The sequence below is a fragment of the Pandoraea sp. CB10b_02 genome, from assembly GCF_002216225.1.
GTDB lineage: Bacteria > Pseudomonadota > Gammaproteobacteria > Burkholderiales > Burkholderiaceae > Pandoraea > Pandoraea nosoerga.
In genome coordinates this window covers 322,323-348,207 of sequence record NZ_NJGW02000002.1, presented here as the reverse complement: position 1 = coordinate 348,207, position 25,885 = coordinate 322,323, and the positions used below count along the sequence as shown (strand labels likewise).

At 66.6% G+C, this 25,885-nt stretch carries 24 protein-coding genes; 13 read left to right on the top strand and 11 right to left on the bottom strand.

Translation table 11 applies throughout. The features are described 5' to 3' along the window. Positions 1-226 precede the first annotated feature (226 nt). The 5 genes from CDN36_RS03370 to CDN36_RS03350 all read left to right on the top strand — a co-directional run bounded on the left by CDN36_RS03370 (position 227) and on the right by CDN36_RS03350 (position 6,819). Positions 227-2,206, top strand: a complete 1,980-nt coding sequence (locus CDN36_RS03370; protein ID WP_150554967.1) for a DNA topoisomerase IV subunit B — start codon at positions 227-229, stop codon at positions 2,204-2,206. 233 nt (positions 2,207-2,439) lie between these two features. Beyond that, on the top strand, positions 2,440-2,859 hold the full coding sequence (locus CDN36_RS03365; protein ID WP_287495988.1) for a DUF4399 domain-containing protein: 420 nt from the start codon (positions 2,440-2,442) through the stop codon (positions 2,857-2,859). A gap of 49 nt (positions 2,860-2,908) precedes the next feature. After that, entirely contained in the window at positions 2,909-3,790 is an 882-nt protein-coding gene (locus CDN36_RS03360; protein ID WP_502920331.1) for a lytic transglycosylase domain-containing protein, read from the top strand. Positions 3,791-4,017: 227 nt separating this feature from the next. After that, positions 4,018-6,354: a DNA topoisomerase IV subunit A gene (gene parC / locus CDN36_RS03355; protein WP_287495986.1), complete on the top strand. Its 2,337-nt coding sequence runs from the start codon at positions 4,018-4,020 to the stop codon at positions 6,352-6,354. 12 nt (positions 6,355-6,366) lie between these two features. Further along, positions 6,367-6,819, top strand: coding sequence for a CopD family protein (locus CDN36_RS03350; RefSeq protein WP_287495985.1), 453 nt, complete (start codon positions 6,367-6,369; stop codon positions 6,817-6,819). Between the two features lie 73 nt (positions 6,820-6,892). Here CDN36_RS03350 and CDN36_RS03345 read toward each other — a convergent pair whose 3' ends face one another. Then, positions 6,893-7,816, bottom strand: a complete 924-nt coding sequence (locus CDN36_RS03345) for a LysR substrate-binding domain-containing protein (protein WP_150554971.1) — start codon at positions 7,814-7,816, stop codon at positions 6,893-6,895. A gap of 126 nt (positions 7,817-7,942) precedes the next feature. Between CDN36_RS03345 and CDN36_RS03340 the strand changes: the two genes are divergently transcribed. After that, on the top strand, positions 7,943-9,211 hold the full coding sequence (locus CDN36_RS03340) for an MFS transporter (protein WP_150554972.1): 1,269 nt from the start codon (positions 7,943-7,945) through the stop codon (positions 9,209-9,211). A gap of 347 nt (positions 9,212-9,558) precedes the next feature. Here CDN36_RS03340 and CDN36_RS03335 read toward each other — a convergent pair whose 3' ends face one another. The 5 genes from CDN36_RS03335 to CDN36_RS03315 form a co-directional block, all read right to left on the bottom strand. Beyond that, on the bottom strand, positions 9,559-10,014 hold the full coding sequence (locus CDN36_RS03335) for a RidA family protein (protein ID WP_287495984.1): 456 nt from the start codon (positions 10,012-10,014) through the stop codon (positions 9,559-9,561). 236 nt (positions 10,015-10,250) lie between these two features. After that, the gene (locus CDN36_RS03330) at positions 10,251-11,441 is read right to left on the bottom strand and encodes an aminotransferase-like domain-containing protein (protein WP_287495983.1); all 1,191 of its coding nucleotides are present in this window, start codon (positions 11,439-11,441) and stop codon (positions 10,251-10,253) included. A 138-nt stretch (positions 11,442-11,579) separates the two neighbouring features. Further along, a complete protein-coding gene (locus CDN36_RS03325) occupies positions 11,580-12,476 on the bottom strand; it encodes a DMT family transporter (protein ID WP_287495982.1) in 897 nt (298 codons plus the stop codon). 79 nt (positions 12,477-12,555) lie between these two features. Next, positions 12,556-13,242: a VOC family protein gene (locus CDN36_RS03320; RefSeq protein WP_287495981.1), complete on the bottom strand. Its 687-nt coding sequence runs from the start codon at positions 13,240-13,242 to the stop codon at positions 12,556-12,558. Between the two features lie 313 nt (positions 13,243-13,555). Continuing rightward, a complete protein-coding gene (locus CDN36_RS03315; RefSeq protein WP_287495980.1) occupies positions 13,556-13,918 on the bottom strand; it encodes a DUF2917 domain-containing protein in 363 nt (120 codons plus the stop codon). A 427-nt stretch (positions 13,919-14,345) separates the two neighbouring features. Here CDN36_RS03315 and CDN36_RS03310 point away from each other — a divergent pair, with 427 nt between their 5' ends. The 5 genes from CDN36_RS03310 to CDN36_RS03290 all read left to right on the top strand — a co-directional run bounded on the left by CDN36_RS03310 (position 14,346) and on the right by CDN36_RS03290 (position 20,216). Then, positions 14,346-15,725, top strand: a complete 1,380-nt coding sequence (locus tag CDN36_RS03310; RefSeq protein WP_150554978.1) for an aminotransferase-like domain-containing protein — start codon at positions 14,346-14,348, stop codon at positions 15,723-15,725. 288 nt (positions 15,726-16,013) lie between these two features. Further along, on the top strand, positions 16,014-17,900 hold the full coding sequence (gene htpG, locus CDN36_RS03305) for a molecular chaperone HtpG (protein ID WP_287495979.1): 1,887 nt from the start codon (positions 16,014-16,016) through the stop codon (positions 17,898-17,900). A gap of 133 nt (positions 17,901-18,033) precedes the next feature. Then, a complete protein-coding gene (locus CDN36_RS03300) occupies positions 18,034-18,630 on the top strand; it encodes a chorismate--pyruvate lyase family protein (RefSeq protein WP_150554980.1) in 597 nt (198 codons plus the stop codon). A 98-nt stretch (positions 18,631-18,728) separates the two neighbouring features. Beyond that, entirely contained in the window at positions 18,729-19,253 is a 525-nt protein-coding gene (locus CDN36_RS03295) for a DNA-deoxyinosine glycosylase (protein WP_150555145.1), read from the top strand. 120 nt (positions 19,254-19,373) lie between these two features. After that, positions 19,374-20,216: a class I SAM-dependent methyltransferase gene (locus tag CDN36_RS03290; RefSeq protein WP_150554981.1), complete on the top strand. Its 843-nt coding sequence runs from the start codon at positions 19,374-19,376 to the stop codon at positions 20,214-20,216. A 73-nt stretch (positions 20,217-20,289) separates the two neighbouring features. Here CDN36_RS03290 and CDN36_RS03285 read toward each other — a convergent pair whose 3' ends face one another. From CDN36_RS03285 to CDN36_RS03270, 4 genes are all read right to left on the bottom strand, one after another. Next, the gene (locus CDN36_RS03285) at positions 20,290-20,631 is read right to left on the bottom strand and encodes a DUF2322 family protein (protein WP_287496003.1); all 342 of its coding nucleotides are present in this window, start codon (positions 20,629-20,631) and stop codon (positions 20,290-20,292) included. A 160-nt stretch (positions 20,632-20,791) separates the two neighbouring features. Beyond that, positions 20,792-21,988, bottom strand: a complete 1,197-nt coding sequence (locus CDN36_RS03280; RefSeq protein ID WP_287495978.1) for a benzoate/H(+) symporter BenE family transporter — start codon at positions 21,986-21,988, stop codon at positions 20,792-20,794. A 129-nt stretch (positions 21,989-22,117) separates the two neighbouring features. Further along, positions 22,118-23,293, bottom strand: a complete 1,176-nt coding sequence (locus CDN36_RS03275; RefSeq protein WP_150554983.1) for a vWA domain-containing protein — start codon at positions 23,291-23,293, stop codon at positions 22,118-22,120. 13 nt (positions 23,294-23,306) lie between these two features. Further along, the gene (locus CDN36_RS03270; RefSeq protein WP_150554984.1) at positions 23,307-24,149 is read right to left on the bottom strand and encodes an AAA family ATPase; all 843 of its coding nucleotides are present in this window, start codon (positions 24,147-24,149) and stop codon (positions 23,307-23,309) included. A 281-nt stretch (positions 24,150-24,430) separates the two neighbouring features. Here CDN36_RS03270 and CDN36_RS03265 point away from each other — a divergent pair, with 281 nt between their 5' ends. Together CDN36_RS03265 and CDN36_RS03260 are read left to right on the top strand one after the other, a co-directional pair. Then, the gene (locus CDN36_RS03265; protein ID WP_039410080.1) at positions 24,431-24,787 is read left to right on the top strand and encodes a c-type cytochrome; all 357 of its coding nucleotides are present in this window, start codon (positions 24,431-24,433) and stop codon (positions 24,785-24,787) included. Between the two features lie 46 nt (positions 24,788-24,833). Continuing rightward, positions 24,834-25,235: a c-type cytochrome gene (locus tag CDN36_RS03260; protein WP_150555147.1), complete on the top strand. Its 402-nt coding sequence runs from the start codon at positions 24,834-24,836 to the stop codon at positions 25,233-25,235. Positions 25,236-25,356: 121 nt separating this feature from the next. On the opposite strand, the gene CDN36_RS03255 is transcribed toward CDN36_RS03260, so the two are convergent. Then, a complete protein-coding gene (locus tag CDN36_RS03255) occupies positions 25,357-25,815 on the bottom strand; it encodes a DUF1841 family protein (RefSeq protein WP_370749926.1) in 459 nt (152 codons plus the stop codon). Between the last annotated feature and the right edge of the window lie 70 nt (positions 25,816-25,885).

Here is a 25,885-nt window from a genome sequence, read left to right as displayed (position 1 = left end):
ATGCGCTTGTCGAGTGACAGTACAATAGGCCGCGATTCATCGGGCGGCCCCGCACCCGGGCCACCCGAGCCGGTGCCAGGCGCACTCGGCGTGCTCATTCTGTGGGCGCCGAAATGCAAGTCGTTGATCCGGCGTCACTTTTGTCATGTGTTAATGGGTTTTCCCCGTGGTTGTCCACAGGATTTGTGGATAATCGACGGGCGCTGCACCCCAATTCAGTCACGCTATGTCGAAAAAAAACACGCCCGCCCAATACAGTGAAGCTTCCATCAAGGTCCTGAAGGGCCTCGAGCCGGTCAAGCAGCGCCCGGGCATGTACACCCGCACGGAAAATCCGCTGCATATCATTCAGGAAGTCATCGACAACGCTTCGGACGAAGCGCTGGGCGGTTACGGCAAGCAGATTCTCGTCACCCTCAACAAGGACGGCTCGGTCAGTGTCGAGGATGACGGTCGCGGCATTCCCGTCGGCATCCATCCCGAGGAAGGCGTGCCGGTCGTGGAGATCGTGTTCACGCGGCTGCATGCGGGCGGCAAGTTCGACAAGGCCGCCGGCGGCGCCTACACCTTCTCCGGCGGCTTGCACGGCGTGGGCGTGTCGGTCACCAACGCGCTGGCCACGCGCCTTGCCGTGACCGTCTGGCGCGACGCTCAGGTCTCCGAACTCGAATTCGCCGACGGCGGCAACGTCAGCGTGGCGCTGCATTCGCGCCCCGCGCAACGCGGCGAGAAGAAGAGCGGCACGCGTGTGACCGTCTGGCCCGACGCAAAGTACTTCGACAGCCCCACGCTGCCGCTCGGTGAGCTCCAGCGACTGCTGCGCTCGAAGGCCGTGCTGTTGCCGGGCGTGCGCGTCACGCTGCGTCAGGAGAAGAACGGCGAAGAGCAATCGTGGTTCTACGAGCAGGGCCTGCGCGGCTATCTCGTGGAAGCGCTGGGGGGCGCCGAGCCGCTCATTCCGCTGTTCGAGGGCGAGCGCTTCGCCGACGGCAACGAAGACAGCTTCGCCGAGGGCGAGGGCGCGGCCTGGGTCGTCGCCTGGACGGAAGATGGCGCGCAGGTGCGCGAGTCCTACGTCAACCTGATCCCGACGCCGGCCGGCGGCACGCACGAATCGGGCCTGCGCGAAGGCCTGTTCCAGGCGGTGCGCGGCTTCATCGAGTTGCACAACCTGCAGCCCAAGGGCGTGAAACTGCTGCCGGAAGACGTCTTCTCGCGCGTGTCTTTCGTGCTCTCCGCGAAGGTGCTCGATCCGCAGTTCCAGGGCCAGATCAAGGAGCGGCTGAACAGCCGCGACGCGGTGCGCCTCGTGTCGTCTTTCACGCGTCCGGCGCTCGAATTGTGGCTCAACCATCACGTCGAACACGGCAAGAAGCTCGCCGAGCTCGTGATTCGTCAGGCGCAGGCGCGCACGCGTGCCGGCCAGAAGATCGAGAAGAAGAAGAGCTCGGGCGTGGCCGTGCTGCCCGGCAAACTGACCGATTGCGAGACCGAGGACATCGCGCGCAACGAACTGTTCCTGGTCGAGGGCGACTCGGCCGGCGGCTCGGCGAAGATGGGGCGCGACAAGGAGTTCCAGGCGATCCTGCCGTTGCGCGGCAAGGTGCTCAACACATGGGAGACCGAGCGTGATCGCCTCTTCGCCAACAACGAAGTGCATGACATCGCGGTGGCGATCGGCGTCGATCCGCACGGCCCGAACGACACGCCGGACCTGTCGAATCTGCGCTACGGCAAGATCTGCATCCTCTCGGATGCCGACGTCGACGGTTCGCATATCCAGGTATTGCTGCTCACGCTCTTCTTCCGGCACTTCCCGCAGCTGATTGCGAAAGGCCACGTGTTCGTCGCGCGTCCGCCGCTGTTTCGCGTGGACGCCCCGGCACGCGGCAAGAAGCCGGCGCAAAAGCTCTACGCGCTCGACGAAGGCGAACTCGAGGCCATTCTCGACAAGCTGCGAAAGGACGGCGTGCGCGAGACGGCATGGTCGATCAGCCGCTTCAAGGGGTTGGGCGAAATGAGCGCCGAGCAGTTGTGGGAAACCACGATGAACCCGGATACGCGTCGCCTGAGCCCGGTGGCGCTGGGCGGCCTCGATTTCGACGCCACGGTGGCGCGCATGAACATGCTCATGGGCAAGGGCGAGGCGGCGCAGCGGCGCAGTTGGCTCGAGGCCAAGGGCAATGAGGTCGAAGCCGACATCTGAGTCGATGTCCGCGTGTCGACGTCGATGGCGACATTCGCCTCGGCATTGGCCTCGCCATTTGCAAGACGTTCTCGCACGACGTTCTCGCACGACGTTCTCGTGCGGAGGTTCGAACCGATGTCCGGGCGCTAGCCTGACATGGTGGTAACGGCGGGCGCCTCACACTGCGCCAGATCAGCGTGAGCGCCCACATAGTGGGATAATCCAACCTTCACCCTACCGGGAGTCGCGTTATGTTGCGTTCTATGCGTTGCATTTTCGTGCCGTTGCTGCTGGCGGGCGCCAGCGCTTGCGCCCTGGCGCAGTCGGCCCAGCCGCGCGTCTTCTTCGTCTCGCCGACCGATGGCGCGACGGTGACGAACCCGGTAGTGGTCAAGTTCGGCGTCGAGGGCATGGCGATCAAGCCGGCGGGCGACATGGCGTCCAATACCGGTCATCACCATCTGATCATCGACGGCGATCCGATTCCCGCGGGTCAGGTGGTGCCGACCGACGACACCCACCTGCACTTCGGCAAAGGCCAGACCGAGACGAGCGTCAACCTGACGCCGGGCGATCACACGTTGACGATGCAGTTCGCCAACGGTGCGCACCAGTCCTACGGTCCGGCCATGAGCCAGACGATCAAGGTGCATGTCAAAGGCCAACAGTAACGACGACTCGACGGCGGATGGCGAGAGGGCCTTCCACCGAACGTTTTCCCTGCCGCTCGTAGCGCGATTCGCAGGGGCCGCGCTGGCAGCCGCACTGCTTGTCGCGCCGCCGCCCGCGCTTGCGGAACTCTACGGCTACGTCGACGAGAACGGCGTCGCTCATCTCGCCGCGCGCCGGCTCGACGCGCGCTATCGGCTCGTGGTGAGCGGCAGCAGCGTCGATCCGCGCGCCGCGCAAGGCGGCGTGGTGAGCGGTGCCGACCGCTCGCGCCTCTATGACGCTCTCGCACGTCATCCGAATCTGCGCAAGCTCGCGCCCGTCATCGCGCAGGCCGCGCAGCGCTTTCACGTCGACGCCGCGCTGCTCAAGGCGGTGATTGCCGCGGAATCGGGGTTCGACAGCGACGCGGTCTCGCCCAAGGGGGCCGTCGGGCTGATGCAGGTGCTGCCGGCCACGGGCGAGCGCTACGGTCTGCGCGCCGACGCGAAACGCTCGGTCGCCGACAAGCTCACCGACCCACGCACCAACGTGCTGACCGGCGCCCGTTACCTGAGGGACCTCCAGGCCCGTTATCCCGACCGGCTCGAACTCGTGCTCGCGTCGTACAACGCGGGGGAGGGCGCGGTGGCGCGCCACGCCGATCAGATCCCACCCTATGCGGAAACGCGCGACTACGTGGCCGCCGTGCTCGAACTCTATCGGCGCTTCAATCCCGATGCGCCCGACGCCGTGGCCGGCGGCAGGACGCTGCGCGCCACGGGCGGCGCCGGGCAGATCGGCAATGCGCGCGTGAGCGGCTCGCACGGTCGCGTGCACGTCATCCTGGGAGCGCCGTCCGGCCTGCCGGTCGTGCCTGCTACCATGCCGAACGCGTCGGCTCGCGACCTGGCCCCCGCGCAAGGGCTGTCCTCCGCCCCGCCAGCCGACTGAGGCCGGCAACGGCGGCTGCCGGGGCCCGGATGCGGCCCGGATTCGGGGATTTTTCCGTGACGCCCGGCGGAATCCCGGCAATTTCCGCTTCCGTGACTCCGAAATCAGCCTCCCGCTTCGCCGCCTGGACGCGTTTTTGCCGTTTTGCACCAGCGGGCTTGGTATGATCTCGCGGTCGACGTCCCACCGAACATTCGTCAAACGTTCGCAGCAGACCCACAGGTTTTATGGAACAAGTAGAAGATCTCTTTACACAACCGTCGGATGACGACACGCTGACGCTCGGCGCGTATGCCGAGCGTGCTTATTTGGACTATGCCATCAGCGTAGTCAAGGGCCGCGCCTTGCCGGACGTCTGCGACGGCCAGAAACCGGTGCAGCGCCGCATTCTGTTCGCGATGAACGAAATGGGCCTTGGAGCCGACGCCAAGCCGGTGAAGTCGGCGCGCGTGGTCGGCGACGTGCTCGGCAAGTTCCACCCGCACGGCGACCAGTCCGCGTATGACGCGCTGGTGCGCCTCGCGCAGGACTTCTCCATGCGCTATCCGCTCATCGACGGCCAGGGCAACTTCGGCTCGCGCGATGGCGACGGCGCGGCGGCCATGCGTTACACGGAAGCGCGCCTCACGCCTATCGCGAGGCTGCTGCTCGATGAAATCGATGCCGGTACGGTGGACTTCGTGCCGAACTACGACGGCTCGACCGAAGAGCCGCGCCTGCTGCCGGCCCGGCTGCCGTTCGTGCTGCTCAACGGTGCGTCGGGCATTGCCGTGGGGCTGGCGACGGAAATCCCGTCGCACAATCTGCGCGAGGTCGCTTCGGCGGCCGTGGCCCTGATTCGCAATCCGAAGCTCGACGACGCCGAGCTGATGACGCATGTGCACGGGCCCGATTTCCCGGGCGGTGGCCAACTGATCTCGAGCGCTGCGGAGATTCGCGCCGCATATGAGTCCGGTCGCGGCAGCCTGAAGGTGCGCGCGCGCTGGAAGATCGAGGAGATGGCCCGCGGCCAGTGGCAGGCCGTGGTGTACGAGTTGCCGCCGAACACCTCGGGCCAGAAGGTGCTCGAGGAGATCGAGGAAATCACCAACCCGAAGGTCAAGCTGGGCAAGAAGTCGCTGACGCCCGAGCAGCAGAACCTCAAGCAGTCGGTGCTGGCCATGCTCGACGCGGTGCGCGACGAATCGGGCAAGGACGCGCCGGTGCGTCTGGTGTTCGAGCCCAAGTCGAGCCGCATCGACCAGCAGGAATTCATCACCATGCTGCTCGCGCACACGAGCCTGGAGTCGAGCACGTCGGTGAACCTGGTGATGGTCGGCGCAGACGGCCGTCCCGGCCAGAAGTCGTTGCGCGAGATCATCACCGAGTGGATCGGGTTCCGCTTCGAGACAGTCACGCGCCGCTCCCGGCATCGTCTGGGCAAGGTCGACGATCGCATCCATATTCTCGAAGGTCGGATGATCGTCTTCCTGAATATCGACGAAGTGATTCGCATCATCCGCGAATCCGACGAGCCGAAGGCCGCATTGATGAGCTCGTTCAACCTGAGCGAGCGTCAGGCGGATGATATTCTCGAAATCCGGCTGCGCCAGCTCGCGCGTCTGGAAGCCATCAAGATCGAGCAGGAACTCGCCGCGTTGCGCGACGAGAAGGCGAAGCTCGAAGACCTGCTCGCCAACGACAGCGCGATGAAGCGCCTGATCATCAAGGAAATCGAAGCCGACGCGAAGCAATTTGGCGACGAGCGCCGCACGCTGATCCAGGAAGAGAAGCGCGCCGTGGCCGAGGCGAAGGTCCTCGACGAGCCGGTGACGGTGGTCGTATCCGCGAAAGGCTGGGTGCGGGCGCTCAAGGGCCATGGTCTCGACGCGCAGGGTTTCTCGTTCAAGCAGGGCGACTCGCTGTACGGCGCGTTCGAGTGCCGCACCGTCGATCCGCTCATTGCCTGGGGCAGCAACGGCCGCGTGTATTCGGTGGCCGTGGCGCTGTTGCCCGGCGGGCGCGGCGACGGCGTGCCGCTCACGTCGCTCATCGAACTGGAGTCGGGCTCGCGTCTGCTGCATTACTACGCGGCGTCGAGCGAGCAGGGACTGTTGCTCGCCACGTCGAACGGCTTTGGCTTCACCACGAAGCTTGGCGACATGGTGAGTCGCGTGAAGGCCGGCAAGTCGTTCATGACCATCGACGAGGGCGCCGAGCCGCTCACGCCGACGCCGATCTGGCCGGGGGCGAGCGCGGTGGCGTGTCTGTCGAGCGACGGCCGGCTGCTCGTTTTCGGCATGGACGAAATGAAGTCGCTTACCGGCGGCGGCCGTGGTGTGACGCTGATCGGGCTCGAGGGCAAGCAGACGCTCGTGTCGGCGGTGCCGATCAGCGAAGCCGGGGTGACGGTGTACGGCGAGGTGCGCGGCGGCAAGATTCAGTCGGAGACGCTCTCGGGCGATGCGCTCGCGCCGAACATCGGCAAGCGCGCCCGCAAGGGCCGTGGGCCTGCCGTCAAGTTCACGACCTTCAAGCCGCGCTCGCTCGAGCCGGTGCTGCCGGCCGCGCCGTCGGCATCCTGACGGGAGTCACGCATGAGCGTTTATGCCCTGAGCCTGTTCCTGCATCTGGTGAGCGTGGCCGTCTGGATCGGCGGGATGTTCTTCGCGCTGGCGTGCCTGCGGCCCGCCTCCTCCGAGCTCTCGCCGCAGCAGCGTTTGCCGCTGTGGGAGGCCGCTTTCACACGCTTTTTTACGTGGGTCGGTGTCGCCATCGTGGTCATTCTGCTCTCGGGCGGCCACATGATGATGGCGATGGGCGGCGCGCACGCGCGCTGGCCCGTGCACGCCATGGCCGGCGTCGGGGTGGTGATGATGCTGGTTTTCGGTCACATCCGCTTTGCGCTGTTCCCCCGCCTGCAACGCGCGGTGCAAGCGCAATCGTGGCCGGACGGCGCGGCAGCCGTCAACGGCATTCGCCGGCTCGTGATTCTCAATCTCGTGCTTGGCGTGGTCGTCATCGGCCTGGCGGCTTCGCTGCGCAGTTGACGAGGGGCGAGGGGGCGCGAGGAAGGCGAGGGGGCGCGAGGGAGGGCCGGGCCCGGGCCGGCACGCGGCGACGTCAGCCTTCGGGCGAGGGCGTTTCCTGACGCTGGCCCGCGACTTCGTGACACATCGCGACGAACGCCTGCACGAGCGGGCCATTGTCGTCGCGACGCTTGGCCAGCAGCAGCGGGGTGTGGGCGTCGCGCTCGACGATGTCCATGAAGCGGGCGCCCTCGATCTGGATGCAGCGCACCGCCGCTGGCAGGATCGCCACGCCGAGACCACTTGCCGCGAGCGCGACGATCGTCGTCGATTCGCGCGCCTCCTGCACCACACGCGGCGTGAAACCCGCGCGTGCGCACATCTTCCGAATCTTCCCGTCCACGGCCGTACCGACGTCGGGCGGATGCATGATGAACGCCTCGCCGGCAAGATCGGCAATCGACACGCTCGCGCGCCGCGCCAGCCCATGGCCCTGATGCAGTACCACGACGAGCGCCTCGTCCATCAACGTCTCGAACGTCAGTCCCGGTACAGGGGCGGCGTCGTCGGCCTGGCGCAACAGGCCGATGTCGAGCGTGCGTGCGATCAGCGCCTCGCGCTGGCGCTCCGACGGCGATTCGCTGAGCATGAGCGTGACGCGCGGATAGCGTTGACGATAGCTCGTGAGCACGCGTTTCATGAGATTGGTCATGGGCGCTGACGTCGTGAATGCGATGCGCAATTCGCCGGCGTTGACCCCGGCGATCTGCTGCACCTCCTGACGCGCGGCCTCGGCGTCGGCCAGGATCTGGCGCGCCCGGGCGAGAAACGCGCGTCCCGCCGTCGTCAGGAAGACCCGCCGCTGCGAGCGCTCGAACAGCGCTACGCCGAGTTCCTCCTCGAGCGCGCGGATCTGCATCGACAACGGCGGTTGCCCGATATTGAGCTTTTGCGCCGCGCGGCTGAAGTGAAGCTCTTCGGCCACCGTGACGAAGTAACGGAGATGGCGCAGTTCCATGGTTCGAGATTCAATTGATCTGTTTTTTATATGAAAAGATCGCTTAAATATATATTGGACGCGAGGTAACGGCAAACCTATCATCCGTGGTATCCCTTCCTACGGCCCGTCAGGCGGGCCAGCAACATGGCGTCAACGAATTCTCTTTCGCTTAGCGCCGGCAATTCCGCCGCCGGCAGTCATTCCGCGCCCGGGCTACCGGCCGGCGTCGCGCGCGGCACACGCGAGTACGTGGTGATCAGCCGCGCGCTCTTCTTCGGTGGTTTCTCCACGTTCGCGCAGTTGTACTGCATGCAGTCTTTGCTGCCGCTGCTGACGGTGACGTTCGGCATTACGCCCGCCCGGGCGAGTTGGTCGGTGTCGGCGGCCACGATGATGATGGCGCTGGGCCTGCTCGTGACATGCGTGGCCGCGGACCGCGTGAGCCGCAAGCGGATGATGACCATTGCGTTGCTCAGCTCGTCGGTGCTCACGCTCGCGAGCGCGTTCTCGACGAACTTCGAGACGCTCGTGGTCCTCGGCGCGCTCAAAGGGCTTGCGCTGTCCGGGCTGCCGGCCATTGCGATGGCGTATCTCAGCGAGGAAATCGACCAGGGCTCGCTCGGCATGTCGATGGGCCTCTACATTGGCGGCAACATTCTCGGCGGGATGGCCGGACGCGTGCTCGCGGCGTTCGTCGCCGACATGTTCTCGTGGCGCGTCTCGGTGGCCGTGATCGGATTGGTATGTCTGGCGATGGGGCTGGAGTTTGCTCGCAGTCTGCCGCATTCGCGCCGCTTCACGCCGCGCCACATGTCCGTGCGCGAAGCGGTGGGGCACGCGCGTCGCCACCTCGCGGATCCCGCGCTGCTCGGGCTGTATCTTTTCGCCGGGTTGATGATGGGCAGCTTCGTGAGCGTCTACAACTACCTGGGCTTCCATCTGTCTGCGCCGCCGTTTCATCTGCCTCACGCGGCCATCGGGGCGATCTTCACGATGTATCTCATTGGCGTGATCGGCTCGTTCATTGCGGGGCCGCTGTCGGATCGCGTCGGACGCGCGCGTCTGCTGTGGGTGCTGGTGGCGCTGGCGCTCGTGGGACTCGTCACGATGCTCGCCTCGCAGGTGCTCGGGGTGGTGACCGGTCTGGCGATCTTCACCTTCGGCTTCTTCGGTGCGCACACGGTGGCCAGCAGCTGGGTCGGCCGCCGCGCCACGCAAGGGCGGGCGATCGCCTCGGCCCTGTATCTCTTCTTCTACTATCTCGGCTCGAGCCTGCTCGGCAGCTATTCCGGCGTGATGCTCAAGGCGCACGGCTGGCACGGTGTGGTGGCGCTGCTGGGCGTTGCCGTCGTGCTGTCGCTCTCGGTGGCCGTGGCCATGCGGCGTGCCTACGGGACCGGCAAGCCCGTCTGATATCAACGCCCGGCAGGCCGCACGGGCAGCGGGGCCTGCCCGGGCACGCAGGCACCCTAATACATCATCCGATGCCGCCGCCATGCGCCTCGCGCGGGCTACGGTCGACGTCAGCGCAAAAAAAACAGCCTCCCCGGTTCAGGGGAGGCTGCTGGCTTTGCCGCGACAGTTGCGGAAGTCCTGCCGGCGACGAACCGCCGCACCTGCTCGACGAGGTCTTCACCGTCGCCGGCTGCGCGTGCCATCGGGCGCCATCTGGCACCATCGGGCACCATGGGGTGCTGTGGGGGCGCCGCGCATATTCGTGCCGCGCCGACGATCGTGGAACGCCTGTCGTGGCGCCGGCCTCAGGCAAGCTCGGCGATCAGCTCGATTTCCACGCATGCGCCCAGCGGAATCTGCGCCACACCGAAGGCGGAGCGCGCGTGCTTGCCGGCCTCGCCGAACACTTCGGCGAACAGCTCCGAGGCGCCGTTGGTGACCAGATGCTGGTCAGTGAAATCCTGCGTCGAGTTGACCAGGCTCATCAGCTTCACGATGCGCTTGATCCTGTTCAGATCGCCCGTGTGCGCGTGCAGGGTGGCGATCAGCTCGATGGCGACGGCGCGCGCGGCGGCCTTGCCTTCTTCCACGCTCACGTCCTTGCCGAGTTTGCCGGTCCAGACCTTGCCGTCCTTCTTCGGCAAATGGCCCGAGAGGAACACGGTATTGCCGGTTTGCGCGCTCATCACGTATGCGGCGGCGGGGGCGCCGGCGTTCGGCAGTTCGATACCCAGTTGCTTCAGTTTGTCGTAGACGGACATGTACGGCTTCCTTGCAGATGCGTTGAATCGGACCGATCAGTGTATCGGAAGAGGGCTGGGCGATCGCGCGTGAGCGCAACTGGCAACGGATTGGCGCCGGGTTGGCACCCCATTAGCGCCGGATCAGCGCCGGATCGCGCCGGATCGCGCTGGATCGCGCCGGACCGGCACCGGATTGGCGCCGGGCCGTAACGGCCCGGCGTTTTAGGGGCTGACGGTTCGCGCGAGTGCGCACGTCACGCGGCGCGGCGCTCCAGCGTCTGCGCGACGAGGGCCCCGAGGCGGCCCACGCCCGCCTCGATCTTCTCGGGCGGCACCGTGACGAAGGACAGTCGCAACGTGTTCGCTTGCGGCGTGCCAACGTAGAACGGCGCGCCGGGCACGAACGCCACATTCTGCTCGATCGCTTTTTCCAGCAACTGCATGGTGTCGATGCCCGCGGGCAATGTCAACCAGATGAACATGCCGCCGGCCGGCGTGGTCCACGTGGTGCCCGCCGGCATGTGCTTCTCGAGCGCGGCGAGCATCGCCTGCGCCTGCGCGGCGTAGAGCGTGCGGATCGACGGGATGTGCGTGTCGAGGAAGCCGTCCCTGACCACTTCGTAGGCGATGCGCTGCGTGAGGCTCGGCGTATGCAGATCGGCGGCCTGTTTGGCCTGCACGAGCTTTGCGATGACCGCCAGCGGCGCGATGATGAACCCGAGCCGCAGGCCAGGCGCGAGCACCTTGGAGAACGATCCCATGTACAGCACGCGCTCGGGCGCGAGCGACATGATGCTCGGCAGGCGCTGCCCCTCGTAGTCGAGCTCGCCATACGGATCGTCCTCGATGATCACGAGCCCGTCGCGCCTGGCGAGCGCGGCGAGCGCCTCGCGGCGCGCCATCGGCAGACGGCGTCCGGTCGGGTTCTGGAAGTTTGGCATGGCGTACAGGAAACGCGCGCCGCTCACCAGTTCGGGCGTGAGCGCGTCGGGCAGCAGACCGTGATCGTCGGTCGGCACGGGCACATACACCGGCGAGAACAGCGAGAACGATTGCAGCGCGCCGAGATAGCTCGGCGCTTCCACGAGCACGCGGCTGCCCTCGTCGATGAAGATCTTGCCGATGAGATCGAGGCCCTGCTGCGAGCCGGTGGTGATCAGCACGTTATCGGGCGAGAGCGCGAGGCCGTCGCGCGAGTAGCGCCTGGCGACCCATTCGCGCAGCGGCGCGAAGCCTTCGGTTGCGCTGTACTGCAAGGCTGCCTGCGGCGTGTCGGTCAGCACGCGCTCGGCGGCCGCGCGCATCTGCTCAACGGGGAAGGTCGCGGGAGAGGGCAGGCCGCCGGCGAACGAGATGACCTCGGGACGCTCGGTGACCTTGAGAATTTCGCGAATCGCCGAGCTGGTCAGCTTGCGGGCACGTTCGGAATATTGCCATTCATGCATGATGGTCTCGCTTCGAGAAAGCGGCCTTTCTGGGGGCCGCGAGTGTTTGACGTTGCCGTTGCCGGGCGCGTGGGGGCAGGCGCAACGCCGGGGGCAGTCGTGCCGCGGCGCAGGGATCGCATGCGCCGCGAGCCGACTTCAGACCGGTTTGCCCGTGAGTCGCGAGGCGCCGATCTTCATGTTCTTGCCGAGTGCGATGGTGAGGACGACGCCGGCGGCAAACAGCCACGTCACCGCATCGACCTGCTCGCCGAAGAAGAGGGCGGACAGCGCAATCGTGAAGAAAATCTGCAGCAATTGTACCTGCCCGACCCGCGCGATCCCGCCCATGGCCAGTCCGGCGTACCAGGCGAAGAAGCCGATGAATTGCGAGAACAGCGTGACGTAGGCAAACGCGCCCCACGCCCGCGGGCTCACCGGCCACGGCTGCTGCCACGCGAGCCAGCCCACCGGAAGGGCCAGCACCGGCGCGCACACGACGAGCGCCCAGCAGATCACTTGCCAGCCGCCCATCTCGCGGGCGAGTTTGCCGCCTTCGGCGTAGCCCAGCGCGCCCACCACCACGGCGAGCAGCATCAGGCCGTCGGCCGCGTGCAGGCTGCCGCCGCCGGCGCGCAGCGCGAAGGCGATCACCAGCGCACTGCCCGCGAGCGCGCACACCCAGAAGCCGCGCGACGGACGCTCGCCGCCGAGCCAATAGGCATAGATGGCGACGAAGAACGGTTGCAGGCCGTTGACCAGCGCGCCGTGCGAGGCGGGAATCGTCTTCATGGCCCAGGCCGAAAAGACAGGGAAGGCCACGATGACGCCGAGCGAGGTGATCGCCAGGCTCTTGAGCTGAGGCAGCGTGGGCCACGGTTCGCGCCGCCACCACAGCAGCGCGCCGGCGAACGCGGCGGCCACGAGTGCGCGCCCCAGTCCGTTGAGCAGCGGGTTGACCTCCGCCACGACGATGCGCGTCATCGGCAGCGTCAGACTGAAGATGAGCACGCCGATCAATCCGATCAGCATGCCCCGGGATTCGCGCGAATTCATGGTGTCGCCTCGTGTTTGTCGTGGTTTTGCCGCCCGCCATGCGTTGTGCCGGGCGTTCGGTGCTGCGGGCTCCGCGGTGCTATCGCAACGTGCGCGGGCCACCGGGGGTTGCGATCTCGGCAACGAGCGAAGGCTCGACCAGCGTCGCTTCGACGCTCACGAGTGCATCCGCGCCGAGCCAGCGCAATTGTTCGTTGATGATTGCCGCCTGCGGATGGAAGCCCCGCAAGGCGGTAATGGCGCAGTCGGCGTCGGGCAGCGTATCGCTCGGATGCCGCGGCGTATCCCACTGGATCAATGTCGGCAGCAGCCCCTGGCCGGCGCCTTGCCACGAGGGCAGGCTGCCGTCGTCGGGCACCCCGATCTGCCACGTCAGCGCGCCGCGCTGCATGGCGATCACCGGCGCGAGCCGCTGCGGGTATTGCGCCTGCCAGCGCGGCAGCGAGCGCGGACGCTCCACGCGCGCCACCCAGTGCGCGAGATAGGGGCCGCGTTCGAGGCGCGTTCTGACGGTTGGGTCGTCGAGTCCGAACCAGCGCGCGCGCTCGGGCGGCGGGGCGTCCGGGTCGATCGCGATGATCTCGAGGTACGTCCCGCCCCAAAGCCCCAGCAGACTGTTGTGCGTGCCCATGCGGGCGTGCTTGCCCCCGCGCTGCGGAACGACGTCGGTCAAGCCCAGTTGCTCGATGACGTGCGCTTCGCCCGCTTCGAGCGTTTGGGCGGCAACGACGAGATGGTCCAGTTTCAGGGCGTGCGGTGTGGTCATATCAGCATTCAGGCGAAGCGTTCGAGGCCAAGGCGGCAAGGCGTATGGCGTGGGCGTATTGCGGCACGGGCAGCGGCCGGCGCCGCCGGCTTGACGGGCACGATGAGCGCTGCCGGGGCGCCGGAGTGTCGGGGTGATCGGGGCGATCGGGGAGATCAGAGCGATCGGGCCGCCGGCGCCGTTGCGCGCGGGAAAAACCGATAGCTTACCCCGTCTCGCCGCGTCTGCCGCCATCCCTTCGCCGCGCCTTGCGGACCGGCCTTTCGGCGGACATCGCCGTCGCGGCGTCGGGCTGCCAGCGCCCGTCACCCCATCAGCCGCGCGAGAGCCGTGCCACCGCCCGATTCGCCACGCGCGCCGCCATGCCGCGCGACACGAGGCGCCAGCCGGCGCGCGCCGTATGCACGATGCGCGTACCAGCCGACGTCATTACCGTCTTCGCCGGCTGGCTCACGCGCAGCCGCGCGCCGTCGTCCCAGGTACCCAGCCAGATGCGTTGCCCGGCGCGCATCTCGAAGCTTTCACCCGCGCGCAGCCAGTGATCGGTGTGCTCGCCCTCCACGGTGAGCCACAGCAGGCCTTGCAGCACCTGCAGCGTTTGCGGCAGTTCGCCGGCCGGGCCGTGCCAGAGGACGGTCTGCCTCTGGTCCAGTTCGAAGAGTCGGATTTCACGCATGGCGGTCTCCAGTTGAGAGAACACTTTATCGGTTAACTCCGGTACAGTACCGATACAGATGTGAAGATCATTTTCGGTACAGTTCGGGATTGACAGGGATTTTGGGTGGCGTAGAGTGGCGACCCAAGGGCGAAGACGGACGGACACTTGTCCGATCTGCCGCCGGTCAGATGCGCGGATGCACCATGCCGGCGCCGGCACGACCGCGCGCACGGAACGGCGCTCCGGCGAGCCGAAACAAGGTGGAAAGACGATGACGACAACCAGCCGCGCTTCGGGTCGCGCTTCCGATCGCGCTTCCAACGGGGCCTCCAACGGCGCTTCCAACGGCGCTTCCAACGGCGCTTCCGATCGCACCCCCGATCGCACCCCCAATCGCATCTCACCGCTCGTGCTGGCGGACAACGCGGCGCTGGACACCGCTCGCATGACGCTCGTCGATCAGCTCGTGCACTGGGCCACGTTGCGTATCGAGGAACGGGTGTTCCTGCCGGGCATGCGCATGCCGTCGATCCGTTCGCTGGCGGAAGACAAGCGTGTCTCGCGTTTCTCGGTGGTCGAGGCGTATGAGCGGCTCGTGGCGCAGGGGTATCTCGAGGCGCGGCGCGGCTCCGGGTTCTACGTGCGCGAGCGGCCGGCGGTGCCGCCGCAGAACGCCGCCGCACCGATGGTCGCGCAGGGCCCGATCGACGTGGCATGGCTCGTGCGCAGCATGCTGCACTCGGTGGCGCCCGAGCGCGGTCCCGGCATGGGCTACTTGCCGCCGAGCTGGCTTGACGCGGACATGATGACTTCGGCCATGCGTTCGATGAGCCGCCAGTCGAGCGCGCATTTGCTGCAAAGCGGTCATCCGAACGGCTTCCTGCCGCTGCGTGTGCAACTCCAGACCCAACTGGCGGAACTCGAGATCGGGGCGCGCCCCGAGCAGATCGTGCTCACGTCGGGCATCACGCAGGCGGTGGACTTCCTGCTGCGGCTCTACGTGCGGGCGGGCGACACGGTGCTCGTGGGCGACCCCGCCTGGTTTGTGATGTTCGGCCGTATCGCGTCGCAGGGCGCGCACACCGTGGGCGTACCCTACACGCCCGAAGGAATGGACATGCAGGCGCTCGAGCGGCTGGTGCAGCAGCATCGGCCCAAGCTGCTCATCATCAATTCCATTCTTCACAATCCGACCAACACCTCGCTCACGCCGGCCCGCGCGTTCCAGATTCTGCGCCTGGCCGAGCAGTACGACTTCATGGTGCTCGAGGACGACATCTATTGCGACCTGTGTCCGCCGCATCAGCAAGTCGCGCGTCTGGCAAGCCTCGATCAGCTCAAGCGCGTGATCTACATGGGCAGCTTTTCCAAGACGCTGGCCGCCAATCTGCGCGTGGCCTTCGTCGCGTGCTCGCCGCAGCTCGCCAAGACGTTCGTCGATCACAAGATGCTGTCGGGCTCGACCACGCCGGAGATCAACGAGCGCATCGTCTACAAGGCGTTGACCGAGGGGCACTACCGTCGCCACGTCGAGCGTCTGCGCAGCCGCCTGGACGAGGTGCGCGACGGCACGCGCCGGCAACTCGAGCGCATCGGCCTGCGCATGTTCGGAGACCCGACCGGGGGCATGTTCCTGTGGGTGGACGCGGGCGTGGACACGAGCGCCGTGGCGGCCGCAGGCCACGAAGCCGGCTTTCTGTTCGCGCCCGGGGCGCTGTTCTCGCCGCGTCAGGCGCCGAGCACCTGGATGCGCATGAACATCGCATGCTCCAGCGACCCCGCCATGTTGTCATTCCTGGCGCGGCAACTGGAATTGGCAGCCTGAGCCGCGCCCGCCGGCCGGCGTCGAGCGGCCCGCGCGACCCCGCACATTGCGTGAATCGGGGCTTCCCGGCGCGTCTCGGGCGCCTCGCCGGTGCTTCCCGGGCGCTTCTCGAGCGCCTGTCGCGCCCCGAGCCTGCAAATAACCCTTGCGGCGGCCTTGAAATGCCGGCGGGCCGTCCCTATGTTCGGGGCTGTATCGCCGGCCCGGCGGCGCGCGCGCAAGCGCACCCGGGGCGGCGGTCCGAGCCGAATTTCCATTCATCTCACCGTTTCACGAGGGTTCCCGACCATGGCGCAAGAAACCATGAGCTTTCAGGCGGAAGTCAAGCAGCTTCTGCAACTGATGATTCATTCGCTGTACAGCAACAAGGAAATCTTCCTGCGCGAGCTGATCTCCAACGCCTCGGACGCCGCCGACAAGCTGCGCTTCGAAGCCATCAACGACGCCGCGCTGTACGAGCAGGATCCGGACCTCAAGATTCGCGTGTCGTTCGACAAGGACGCGCGCACCATCACCATCGAAGACAACGGCATCGGCATGAGCCGCGAGGAAGCCATTGCGCATCTGGGCACAATCGCCAAGTCCGGCACCAAGGAGTTCTTCTCGCGCCTGTCGGGCGACCAGCAGAAGGACGCCGCGCTCATCGGCCAGTTCGGCGTGGGCTTCTACTCCGGTTTCATCGTCGCCGATCGCATGACAGTCGAGTCGCGCCGCGCCGGTCTGCCGGCCGACCAGGGCGTGCGCTGGTCGTCGACGGGCGAGGGCGACTTCTCGGTCGAGACGATCGAGCGCGCCGCGCGCGGCACCGCGATCACGCTGCATCTGCGCGAAGGCGAAGACGAGTTGCTGTCGTCGTGGCGTCTCCAGTCAATCATCCGCAAGTACTCGGATCACATCTCGCTGCCGATCGTCATGCGCGGCGAGCGCTGGGACGAGGAGAAAAAAGCGATGGTGCCGGCCGACGCCGACGAGACGGTCAACCAGGCCAGCGCCCTGTGGACGCGCAGCAAGAGCGACATCACCGACGAGCAATACACGCAGTTCTACCAGCACATCGCGCACGACACGCAGCCGCCGCTGGCGTGGACCCACAACCGGGTCGAAGGCCGCAGCGAATATACGCAACTGCTGTATCTGCCGTCGCATGCGCCCTATGATCTTTGGGACCGCAATTCGCGTGGCGGCTTGAAGCTGTACGTCAAGCGCGTGTTCATCATGGACGACGCCGAGCAGCTCCTGCCGAACTACCTGCGCTTCGTGCGCGGGGTCGTGGATTCGGCCGATCTGCCGCTGAACGTCTCGCGCGAAATCCTGCAGGAAAGCCGTGACGTGAAGGCCATTCGCGAGGGCTGCGCCAAGCGCGTGCTGAGCCTGCTCGAGGATCTGGCGGAGAACCAGAAAGACAAGTACGCGCAGTTCTGGGGGGCATTCGGTCAGGTGCTCAAGGAGGGTACCGGCGAGGACTACGCGAACCGCGAGCGCATTGCCAGGCTGCTGCGCTTTGCGAGCACGCACACGGATTCGGCCGAGCAGAGCGTATCGCTCACCGACTACGTGGGCCGCATGAAGGAAGGCCAGGACAAGATTTACTACGTCACCGCCGAGAGCTGGGTGGCGGCGAGCCACAGCCCGCACCTCGAGGTGTTCCGCAAGAAGGGGGTGGAAGTGCTGCTGCTCACCGATCGCGTTGACGAGTGGATGCTCTCGTATCTGCACGACTTCGACGGCAAGCCGCTCGCGAGCGTGGCGCGCGGCGACCTCGATCTGGGCGCGCTCGAAGACGCCGAGGAAAAGGCGGCACAGGAGAAGACCAGCGAAGCGCTCAAGCCGCTCATCGAGAAGATGAAGGCGGTGCTCGCGGACAAGGCCAAGGACGTGCGCGTGACGTTCCGTCTGACGGATTCGCCGTCGTGCCTCGTCTCCGACGAGAATGACATGAGCGGTACGCTGCAGCGCCTGATGAAGGCCGCTGGTCAGAAGATGCCCGAGTTCCGGCCCATTCTCGAAATCAATCCGGAGCACGCACTGGTCAAGCGCCTGAGCGCGCAGAGCGCCGATATCGCCGACTGGACGCAACTGCTGTTCGATCAGGCGTTGCTCGCCGAAGGCGGCAGCCTGGAAGACCCGGCGGCATTCGTCAAGCGCACCAACGCGCTGCTGCTCGCGGCGCACTGACCCGCGCCGAGGCGCCGTCGCAACGACGGACGAGGTCGGCCCCAAGCCCTCGCGCTGTCATGGCGCGAGGGCTTTTTGCCGTGCGGCGACGTGGCCGGCGGGCCGCGGCCCCACGCCTTTATAATGCCGAGCCATGACTTTCCGATTCGATGCAAGCGGGCGGCGCTGGCAGGCCGTTCCGTCACCGGCGCTCTCGCGCCATCACAAGGACTGGTTGACGCGCGGCGGTGCGCTCACGCGTCACCTGGCCGCGCTCGGGCGCGTGAGCGTGCGCGTCGTCGCCGAGCGCGTCATGCCGGCCGATGCGGACCAGTGCCGCGCGATCGGCGTGCCGCTGCGCACCCCTATGTGGGCCCGCGACGTCATTCTGCTGGTCGACGGCGAGCCGGTTGTCGCGGCTCATAGCGTCACGCCGCTCGCGTACAGCCGCTCGATCTGGCAGGCGATGCGCCGACTGCGCACGCGCCCGCTCGCGGATCTGCTCTACCACGATCCCACGGTGTCGCGCTCGATGCTGGTATCGTGCCCGCTGGGGCCGCGGCATCTGCTGCACGCCCGGGCGCGGCACGACGCGCGCGACCCGCTCGTCGGCGAGCATCCGCATGCGCGGCTGTGGGCGCGGCGCTCGGTGTTCGTGCGCCACGGTGCGCCGCTGCTCGTCACGGAGGCGTTCCTGCCGCGCTTCTGGCGCCGCCTGCAGGCCGCGCAGCGCGTGCGGGCCGAAGGCTGACGGCCACGCCATCGTTTGCCGCCATGCCGAAATCCATGAGCCGCCATATCGTTCGTACCCCTCGTGCCACTCGTGCCGATGGCACCGATGGCGCCGGGATGCCGTCCGGCGTGGGTGATCTCAAGCGCAACTTCCCGCCCGTTGTGGACGACCGCACGCGCGTGCTGATCCTCGGCAGCCTGCCCGGCGAGGTGTCGCTCGCGCACCAGCAGTACTACGCGCATCCGCAAAACCGCTTCTGGCATCTGGTGGGCGAGGTGATCGACGAACCGCTGCCGACGTTGCCGTATGCGCATCGGCTCGAGGCGTTGCGCGCGCATCGCGTGGGGTTATGGGACGTCGTGGCCGAAGCGCGGCGCGAAGGCAGCCTCGACAGCAACATTCGTCTGCACGCCGGTAGCGACCTGGCGGGCCTGATCGCCACGCTGCCCGCACTGCGTGCGGTCGCGTTCAACGGCGGCACCGCGGCGCGCATCGGGCAGCGCGCGTTGGCGCGGGCTGGCTTGACGCTGCCCGTCGTCCTGCTGCCGTCGAGCAGTCCCGCCTACACCGTGCCGTATGCGACCAAGCGCGAGGCCTGGCTCGTGCTGCGCGAGTGGCTCGGCACCTCGCCATCGGCCTGAAGTCGCCGCCCGAGCGCGATCGCGGTAGCCGATACGCGAGTGACACTCGCGGCAGCCGTCGCCCGCGAACCCGGTACAATGCGGACCCATCGGAATTTCCCGAGCTTTACAGAAGGACACATGACCCTCATCAAACGCAAATCCATCGAAGCCGAAGCGTTCGTCAGTGACGAGCGCGCCGCCCGTGCGCCGCGTCCCGGCTACACGCCGCGTTTCGCGCCGGTGACTTTTTCCGAGTTGGGTGGCGTGCGTTACCTGCATTTCGGCACGGAATGGGTGCAGGGGGCGATGCGTCTGTCCCGGCCCGATCGCATCGAGCTGGAATACGCGCAACAGATGATGGCGTGGCTGCTGTTCATGCAGGCGCCCAGGCACGTGGTGCAGCTCGGGCTCGGCACGGGCTCGATCACCAAGTTCTCGCATCGGCAGTTCGAGCGCACGCAGGTGACGGCCGTCGAGTTGAATCCGGCCGTGGTGGTCGCCGCACGCACGATGTTCGGCCTGCCCGACGATTCGCGCCGTTTGAAGGTCATCGAGGCCGACGCGTGGGATTTCGTCACCGACGCCGCCAATCACGGCAGCGTGGATGTGCTGCAGGTGGATTTGTATGACGCGACGGCGCGCGGTCCCGTGCATGACACACCGGCGTTCTACAAGGCCTGCCGCGCTACGCTGCGCGAGCCGGGCATGCTCACGATGAACCTGTTCGGCGACCACGACAGCTATCCGAAGAACATTCGCCGTCTGCGTCAGGCGTTCGACAATCGTGTGATCGAGTTCCCCGAAGTGCACGACGGCAACGTCATTGCGCTGGCCTTCAATGGCCCGCGGCTGTCGGTGGCATGGAAGGACGTACAAGCGCGCGCGAATGTCGTGCAAGCCGCAACGGGGCTGCCGGCCAAGCGCTGGGTCAAGCAGCTTCGCTCGGCCAATGGCGACGGCGGCCCGGTGCTGACGATCTGACGTTGCGCATGGCGAGTCCCTCACGACTCGCGCGCGGCGGGCGCTGAACCGGCGATACCGGCGCCGCGCAACCTCAGGCGGCGATCTCGTCGATGGTGAGCGCGGCCCCGCCGCCGACGATCGCGAGCAGGCGGTCCACGTTCGGATGCGCGCCGGGCCGGTTGCGCGCGTCAGCCGTGTGTTCGCCGAAGACCGCGAGGGCGTGCTCGGCGGCCTTGGCGTCAAGTGTGCCGAAGGCCTGCTTGAGGTAGTGGTAGACGGCGAGCGAACCCTGCTTGCCCGGCGCGTTCTCGATGGTGCCCACGACAGCGCCCGAGCCGTCGCGCAGCTCGATGCGCGCGATGCCGTCGATGCTGCTGCCGATGGCCGCCATCCGGGCGAGGTTGTCCTTGAAGACCGGGGTCGGTTCGATCACTGCCATGGTGAGACTACTCCTGCGTTTGCGTTGATTTCGGAAAACGTTGCGGGCCGAATGGTATCACTTCGGCGCCACGCGCACGCCGGCGCACGGCCCGACGGCAGCACTGCCGGGCGCCCCTTCTTCAGACACTTCCGGCCGCGCCCCGCGCGCTCGCTCATGCGCGGTGCCATTGCAGGATCGCCAGCGTCAGCACACCGGCGATCAGGCCCCAGAACGCCGAGCCGATCGACAGCAGCGTGAGGCCCGAGGCCGTCACCATGAACGTGATGAGCGCCGCTTCGCGCTGTCTGGTGTCCTGCATGGCATTGGCCAGGCCGTTCATGATCGAGCCGAACAGCGCCAGGGCGGCGATCGACACCACGAGGGCCTTCGGAAACGCCGCGAAGAGCGCCGCGATGGTCGCGCCGAACGTGCCCGCCACGAGATAGAACACGCCCGACCACACGGCGGCCGTGTAACGCTTGGCGGGGTCTTCGTGCGCTTCGCGGCCGGTGCAGATGGCCGCGGTGATCGCCGCGAGATGGATGCCGTGCGAGCCGAACGGCGCGAGCACTACCGACGTGATGCCCGTGGTGGAAATCAGCGGCGAGGCGGGCACGCTGTAGCCGTCCGCGCGCAGCACCGCCAGCCCCGGCACGTTCTGCGAGGCCATCGCGACCACGAACAGCGGGATGGCGATGCTGATCGTGGCCGAGAGCGAGAACGACGGCGTGGTCCACACGGGCTTCGCCAGGGCGATGTCGAAGTGGCTGAAATCGAGCAGGCCGAGACTGCCCGCCACTGCCGTACCGACGACGAGCGAGAGCAGGATCGCGTAGCGCGACGCGAAGCGCTTGACCACGAGATAGGTGAAGAACATGGACAGCACGAGCGCGGTCTGGTGCTGCGCGGCGACGAAGATCTCCAGGCCGATGCGAAACAGGATTCCCGCGAGCAGCGCGGAGGCGAGCGCGGGCGGCACGCGCCGCATGATCGTCTCGAAGCCGCCTGTGAGGCCGCACAGTGCAATGAGCGCGTTGCACACGATGAACGCGCCAATGGCCTCGCCATACGGCACGCCGGGCAGCGACGTGACGAGCAGCGCAGCGCCCGGCGTCGACCAGGCCACGACGACCGGCGTGCGATAGCGCAGCGACAGCCCGATGGTCGTCACGCCCATGCCGATCGACAGCGCCCAGATCCACGACGAAATCTGCGCGGACGAGAGGTGCGCGGCCTGACCGGCCTGGAACATCAGGACCAGCGAGCTGGTGTAGCCGGTCATCATCGCGACGAAGCCGGCGACGATGGCCGACGGCGAGGTGTCCGACCACGGCCGCAGCGGTGGGACGGGAGTCGTACTGGACGTCATGATAGGAAAGTGCCTCGAAGTATGTTGTTGTGTGCGCCCACAGGCGGGCGCGCTGTCTGTGGGCTGGGCCGCAACGCCCTGCGATGCCGGCCCCGCGCCGCGGTGTGCCGGGTGGCGTGCCGGCCCGCCTTACTTGCTTAGTACGCGCATGGCCGATTCGAGGCCGGCCAGCGTGATCGGGTACATGCGGTTGGCGAACAGCTCGCGAATGACGGAAATCGACTGCCGATACGGCCAGATCGCTTCCGGTTCGGGATTGAGCCAGACGTGGTGCGCGAACCGGTCGATGAAGCGGCGCAGCCACACCGCGCCGGCTTCCTTGTTGTTGTACTCGACCGAGCCGCCGGGCTGCAGCACCTCGTAGGGGCTCATCGTGGCGTCGCCCACGAAGATCAGCTTGTAGTCGGCCGGGTACTTGCGCAGCACGTCCCACGTGTCGAAGCGCTCGTTGTGGCGGCGACGGTTCTGCCGCCACAGATAGTCGTAGACGCAGTTGTGGAAATAGTAGAACTCGAGGTGCTTGAATTCGGACTTTGCCGCCGAGAACAACGCTTCGGCGCGCGCGATGTGGTCGTCCATCGAGCCGCCCACGTCGAGCAGCATCAGCACCTTGACGTTGTTGTGCCGCTCCGGCACCAGCTTCAGGTCGAGCCAGCCGGCGTTGGCCGCTGTCGACCGGATGGTGTCGTCCAGATCGAGTTCCTCGGCAGCGCCCTCGCGCGCGAACTTGCGCAGCCGGCGCAGCGCGACCTTGATGTTGCGCGTACCGAGCTCGACCGTGTCGTCGTAGTCGCGGTAGGTGCGCTGGTCCCACACTTTTACCGCCGTGCGATTGCCGTTGCTCTCGCCGCCGATGCGGATGCCTTCGGGATGGAAGCCGCCGTTGCCGAACGGCGACGTGCCGCCCGTGCCGATCCACTTGCTGCCGCCTTCGTGCCGGCCCTTCTGTTCCTCGAGGAGTTGCCTGAGCCGCTCCATGAGCTTGTCCAGGCCGCCGAGCGCCTCGATGCGCGCCTTGTCTTCCGGCGAGAGCTCGCGCTGCATGCGCTTTCTGAGCCAGTCGAGCGGCACTTCGCCCGAAGCGTCGACGATCTGCTGCACGCCCTTGAAATACGCGCCGAACGCCTGATCGAACTTGTCGTAGTGCTTCTCGTCCTTCACGAGCGAGAGCCGTGCGAGGTAGTAGAACTCGTCGAGCGAAGGCGCGATGACCTGCCGCTGCAGGGCCTCGAGCAGCGTTAGGAATTCCTTGACCGAGACCGGCAGTTTTGCGGCGCGCAGGGTGTAGAAGAAGTCGATCAGCATGACGGCGGCGCGCTTACCGGTTGGCGCGGTTCATGAAGACGAGGCGCTCGAACAGATGCATGTCCTGCTCGTTTTTGAGCAGTGCGCCCGCGAGCGGCGGAATCGCCAGCTTGTTGTCGGGGCTGCGCAGCGCTTCGGGGCCGATCTCCTCGGCCATGAGCAGCTTGAGCCAGTCGATCAGCTCCGAGGTCGACGGCTTCTTCTTGAGTCCGGGGATCTCACGCACCTCGAAGAAGGTTGCCATCGCGGCATTGACCAGCTCGCGGCGGATGTTCGGGAAGTGCACGTCGATGATCGATTGCATCGTCGCGGGGTCGGGGAACCTGATGTAGTGGAAGAAGCAGCGGCGCAGGAAGGCGTCGGGCAGTTCCTTCTCGTTGTTCGACGTAATGATCACGAGCGGCCGGTGGCGCGCCTTGACGAGCTGGCGCGTCTCGTAGACGTAGAACTCCATGCGGTCGAGCTCGCGCAGCAGGTCGTTGGGGAACTCGATGTCGGCCTTGTCGATTTCGTCGATGAGCAGCACCGTGGGCCGGTCGGCCTCGAAGGCCTGCCACAGCACCCCCTTGACGATGTAGTTGGCGATGTCGCGCACGCGCTCGTCGCCCAGTTGGGAGTCGCGCAGGCGCGAGACGGCGTCGTACTCGTACAGGCCCTGCTGCGCCTTGGTCGTGGACTTCACGTGCCATTGCAGCAGCGGCATGTCGAGCGCGGCGGCGACTTCCTCGGCGAGCATGGTCTTGCCGGTGCCGGGTTCGCCCTTGATGAGCAGGGGTCGCTGCAGGGTAGCCGCCGCGTTCACGGCGAGCTTGAGATCGTCGGTGGCGACGTACTGGGAAGAGCCTTCGAAGCGCATTGTCTGTGCCGTCCGCAAACTGCCGGCCGGGCGGCCGGGCAGAGAAAAAGTTCAGTATAAGACATTGCGCATACGGCTCGCTCGCATCGCGGAAATGTGCATTGGCATCAAGGGCTTGCGAAAAAACTTCGGAGAACTGTGCGGGTCAGCCCCGAGTTTGCGACCGCAAGGGTGTGGGTTACAATCGATTGCTTTTTTCACAGGTCGGCGGCCTTGGAGTCGGGACGTCAGCCTGCGTGTTGCGGACCGGTATTCCAACCAAAAACGTTCCCAAGAAGACCATGAAAAAGTTCCTCACGATGATGGCGCTGGCGCTCGGCAGCACGTCGTTCACTGCGCTTCACGCGGCCGAACTCAAGCCCAACGCAGAGGCGGCAAAGGACAAGGTGGCCATGTGCATCGGCTGCCACGGTATTCCCGACTATCGCACCGCGTTTCCGGAGGTGTATCACGTGCCCCGGATCGGCGGGCAGAATGCGAAATACATCGAGAACGCCCTGAAGGAGTACGCCAAGGGCGATCGCAAGTTCCAGACGATGCATGGCATCGCAGCCACGTTGACCGAGCAGGATATCGTCGACATCGCCGCCTATTACGCGGCGCAGACGTCGTCGACGCCGGTCAATCCCCAAAAGTAAAACGTGCGTGGCTGAGGAGAACACGATGAAGCATTCGATGCATGCGATGACCAAGGCCGCTGCGGCGGCATCCCTGACGCTCGGCGCCATGCTCGCCGGCTGGAGCGGCGGCGTCGCCGCGGCCGGCAATGTCGCCAATGGCAAGGCGCTTGTCGACAAGGGCATGTGCGCGAGCTGCCACGGCGCGAACCTGAACGCCCCGATCTCGCCCGAGTACCCGAAACTGGCCGGCCAGTATGCGGATTACGTCTACAACGCGCTGCGCGCCTATCAGAACGAGCACAGCCTCGTGTATGGCCGCAGCAACGCGATCATGAAGACGCAGGTAATGTCCAATCCGGCGACGGTCGACAAGGACGGCAAGCCACGTCCGTTCACCTCGCAGGAGTTGCGGGACATTTCGGCCTATATCGAGTCGCTGCCCGGCGATCTCGTGACGAAGAAGTAATACGACGTGCCTGCCGGTGCCGGCCGGCAAGGGGAGTGCGCAAGCGGGCACAAGCGGGCACAAGCGCCGACGGCCGCTCGGAGAGCGACCGTCGTTTGCGTTTGTGGCCCAAACACTGCGTTCAGCGCGAGGCCTGTTGCTCGATGCGCTGCAGATAGGCGTCGGAGTCCGGCGGCTGGCCGCTGCGCTGCGCTTCCCAGAGCGTCTGGCCGAGGCACTCCATGATGCGATGCTGCGCCTCGTGCGGCGAGTCGAGGCGCTGCGTCAGTTTCTCGTAGGCCGCGCGGATGCCCGGCGGCTGGTCGATCGATACCTGCTCGCTGATGGCCAGATGCATCGACAGATGCAGGAACGGGTTGGTCTGCCCGGCCTCGGGGGGATAGTCGCGGGCGCCGGCCTCCTCGGTATCGGCCAGCGCGTCGTGATATTCCGGGTGCTCCTGAATCCAGTCGGCCGCCATGGTCTCGAGCGGGGTGAGAATGCTGCCGCTTCGCTGTTTTTGCCAGGTGGTGCAGAAGAATTGCCGGACTTCGTCGCGGCTCGGATTGAACATGGGGACTCCGTGGTTCTGGTGAGGCATCTTGCGGCGCGCCGCGCCGTGGCTACAATGGCGGATCGCGCCGGCGCCGACCGGCGATCTGCCCGGCAAC

What these genes read in the sequence shown, in the direction of transcription:
- CDN36_RS03335 (WP_287495984.1), bottom strand. Translation starts at nt 10,014, where the DNA reads ATGTCCGTCTACGACAAACTGAAGCAACTGGGTATCGAACTGCCGAAC.
- CDN36_RS03350 (WP_287495985.1), top strand. Translation starts at nt 6,367, where the DNA reads ATGAGCGTTTATGCCCTGAGCCTGTTCCTGCATCTGGTGAGCGTGGCC.
- CDN36_RS03345 (WP_150554971.1), bottom strand. Translation starts at nt 7,816, where the DNA reads ATGGAACTGCGCCATCTCCGTTACTTCGTCACGGTGGCCGAAGAGCTT.
- CDN36_RS03370 (WP_150554967.1), top strand. Translation starts at nt 227, where the DNA reads ATGTCGAAAAAAAACACGCCCGCCCAATACAGTGAAGCTTCCATCAAG.
- CDN36_RS03295 (WP_150555145.1), top strand. Translation starts at nt 18,729, where the DNA reads ATGCCGTCCGGCGTGGGTGATCTCAAGCGCAACTTCCCGCCCGTTGTG.
- CDN36_RS03330 (WP_287495983.1), bottom strand. Translation starts at nt 11,441, where the DNA reads ATGCATGAATGGCAATATTCCGAACGTGCCCGCAAGCTGACCAGCTCG.
- CDN36_RS03290 (WP_150554981.1), top strand. Translation starts at nt 19,374, where the DNA reads ATGACCCTCATCAAACGCAAATCCATCGAAGCCGAAGCGTTCGTCAGT.
- CDN36_RS03265 (WP_039410080.1), top strand. Translation starts at nt 24,431, where the DNA reads ATGAAAAAGTTCCTCACGATGATGGCGCTGGCGCTCGGCAGCACGTCG.
- CDN36_RS03275 (WP_150554983.1), bottom strand. Translation starts at nt 23,293, where the DNA reads ATGCTGATCGACTTCTTCTACACCCTGCGCGCCGCAAAACTGCCGGTC.
- CDN36_RS03255 (WP_370749926.1), bottom strand. Translation starts at nt 25,815, where the DNA reads ATGCCTCACCAGAACCACGGAGTCCCCATGTTCAATCCGAGCCGCGAC.
- parC (WP_287495986.1), top strand. Translation starts at nt 4,018, where the DNA reads ATGGAACAAGTAGAAGATCTCTTTACACAACCGTCGGATGACGACACG.
- CDN36_RS03300 (WP_150554980.1), top strand. Translation starts at nt 18,034, where the DNA reads ATGACTTTCCGATTCGATGCAAGCGGGCGGCGCTGGCAGGCCGTTCCG.
- htpG (WP_287495979.1), top strand. Translation starts at nt 16,014, where the DNA reads ATGGCGCAAGAAACCATGAGCTTTCAGGCGGAAGTCAAGCAGCTTCTG.
- CDN36_RS03270 (WP_150554984.1), bottom strand. Translation starts at nt 24,149, where the DNA reads ATGCGCTTCGAAGGCTCTTCCCAGTACGTCGCCACCGACGATCTCAAG.
- CDN36_RS03320 (WP_287495981.1), bottom strand. Translation starts at nt 13,242, where the DNA reads ATGACCACACCGCACGCCCTGAAACTGGACCATCTCGTCGTTGCCGCC.
- CDN36_RS03310 (WP_150554978.1), top strand. Translation starts at nt 14,346, where the DNA reads ATGACGCTCGTCGATCAGCTCGTGCACTGGGCCACGTTGCGTATCGAG.
- CDN36_RS03325 (WP_287495982.1), bottom strand. Translation starts at nt 12,476, where the DNA reads ATGAATTCGCGCGAATCCCGGGGCATGCTGATCGGATTGATCGGCGTG.
- CDN36_RS03280 (WP_287495978.1), bottom strand. Translation starts at nt 21,988, where the DNA reads ATGACGTCCAGTACGACTCCCGTCCCACCGCTGCGGCCGTGGTCGGAC.
- CDN36_RS03340 (WP_150554972.1), top strand. Translation starts at nt 7,943, where the DNA reads ATGGCGTCAACGAATTCTCTTTCGCTTAGCGCCGGCAATTCCGCCGCC.
- CDN36_RS03365 (WP_287495988.1), top strand. Translation starts at nt 2,440, where the DNA reads ATGTTGCGTTCTATGCGTTGCATTTTCGTGCCGTTGCTGCTGGCGGGC.
- CDN36_RS03315 (WP_287495980.1), bottom strand. Translation starts at nt 13,918, where the DNA reads ATGCGTGAAATCCGACTCTTCGAACTGGACCAGAGGCAGACCGTCCTC.
- CDN36_RS03260 (WP_150555147.1), top strand. Translation starts at nt 24,834, where the DNA reads ATGACCAAGGCCGCTGCGGCGGCATCCCTGACGCTCGGCGCCATGCTC.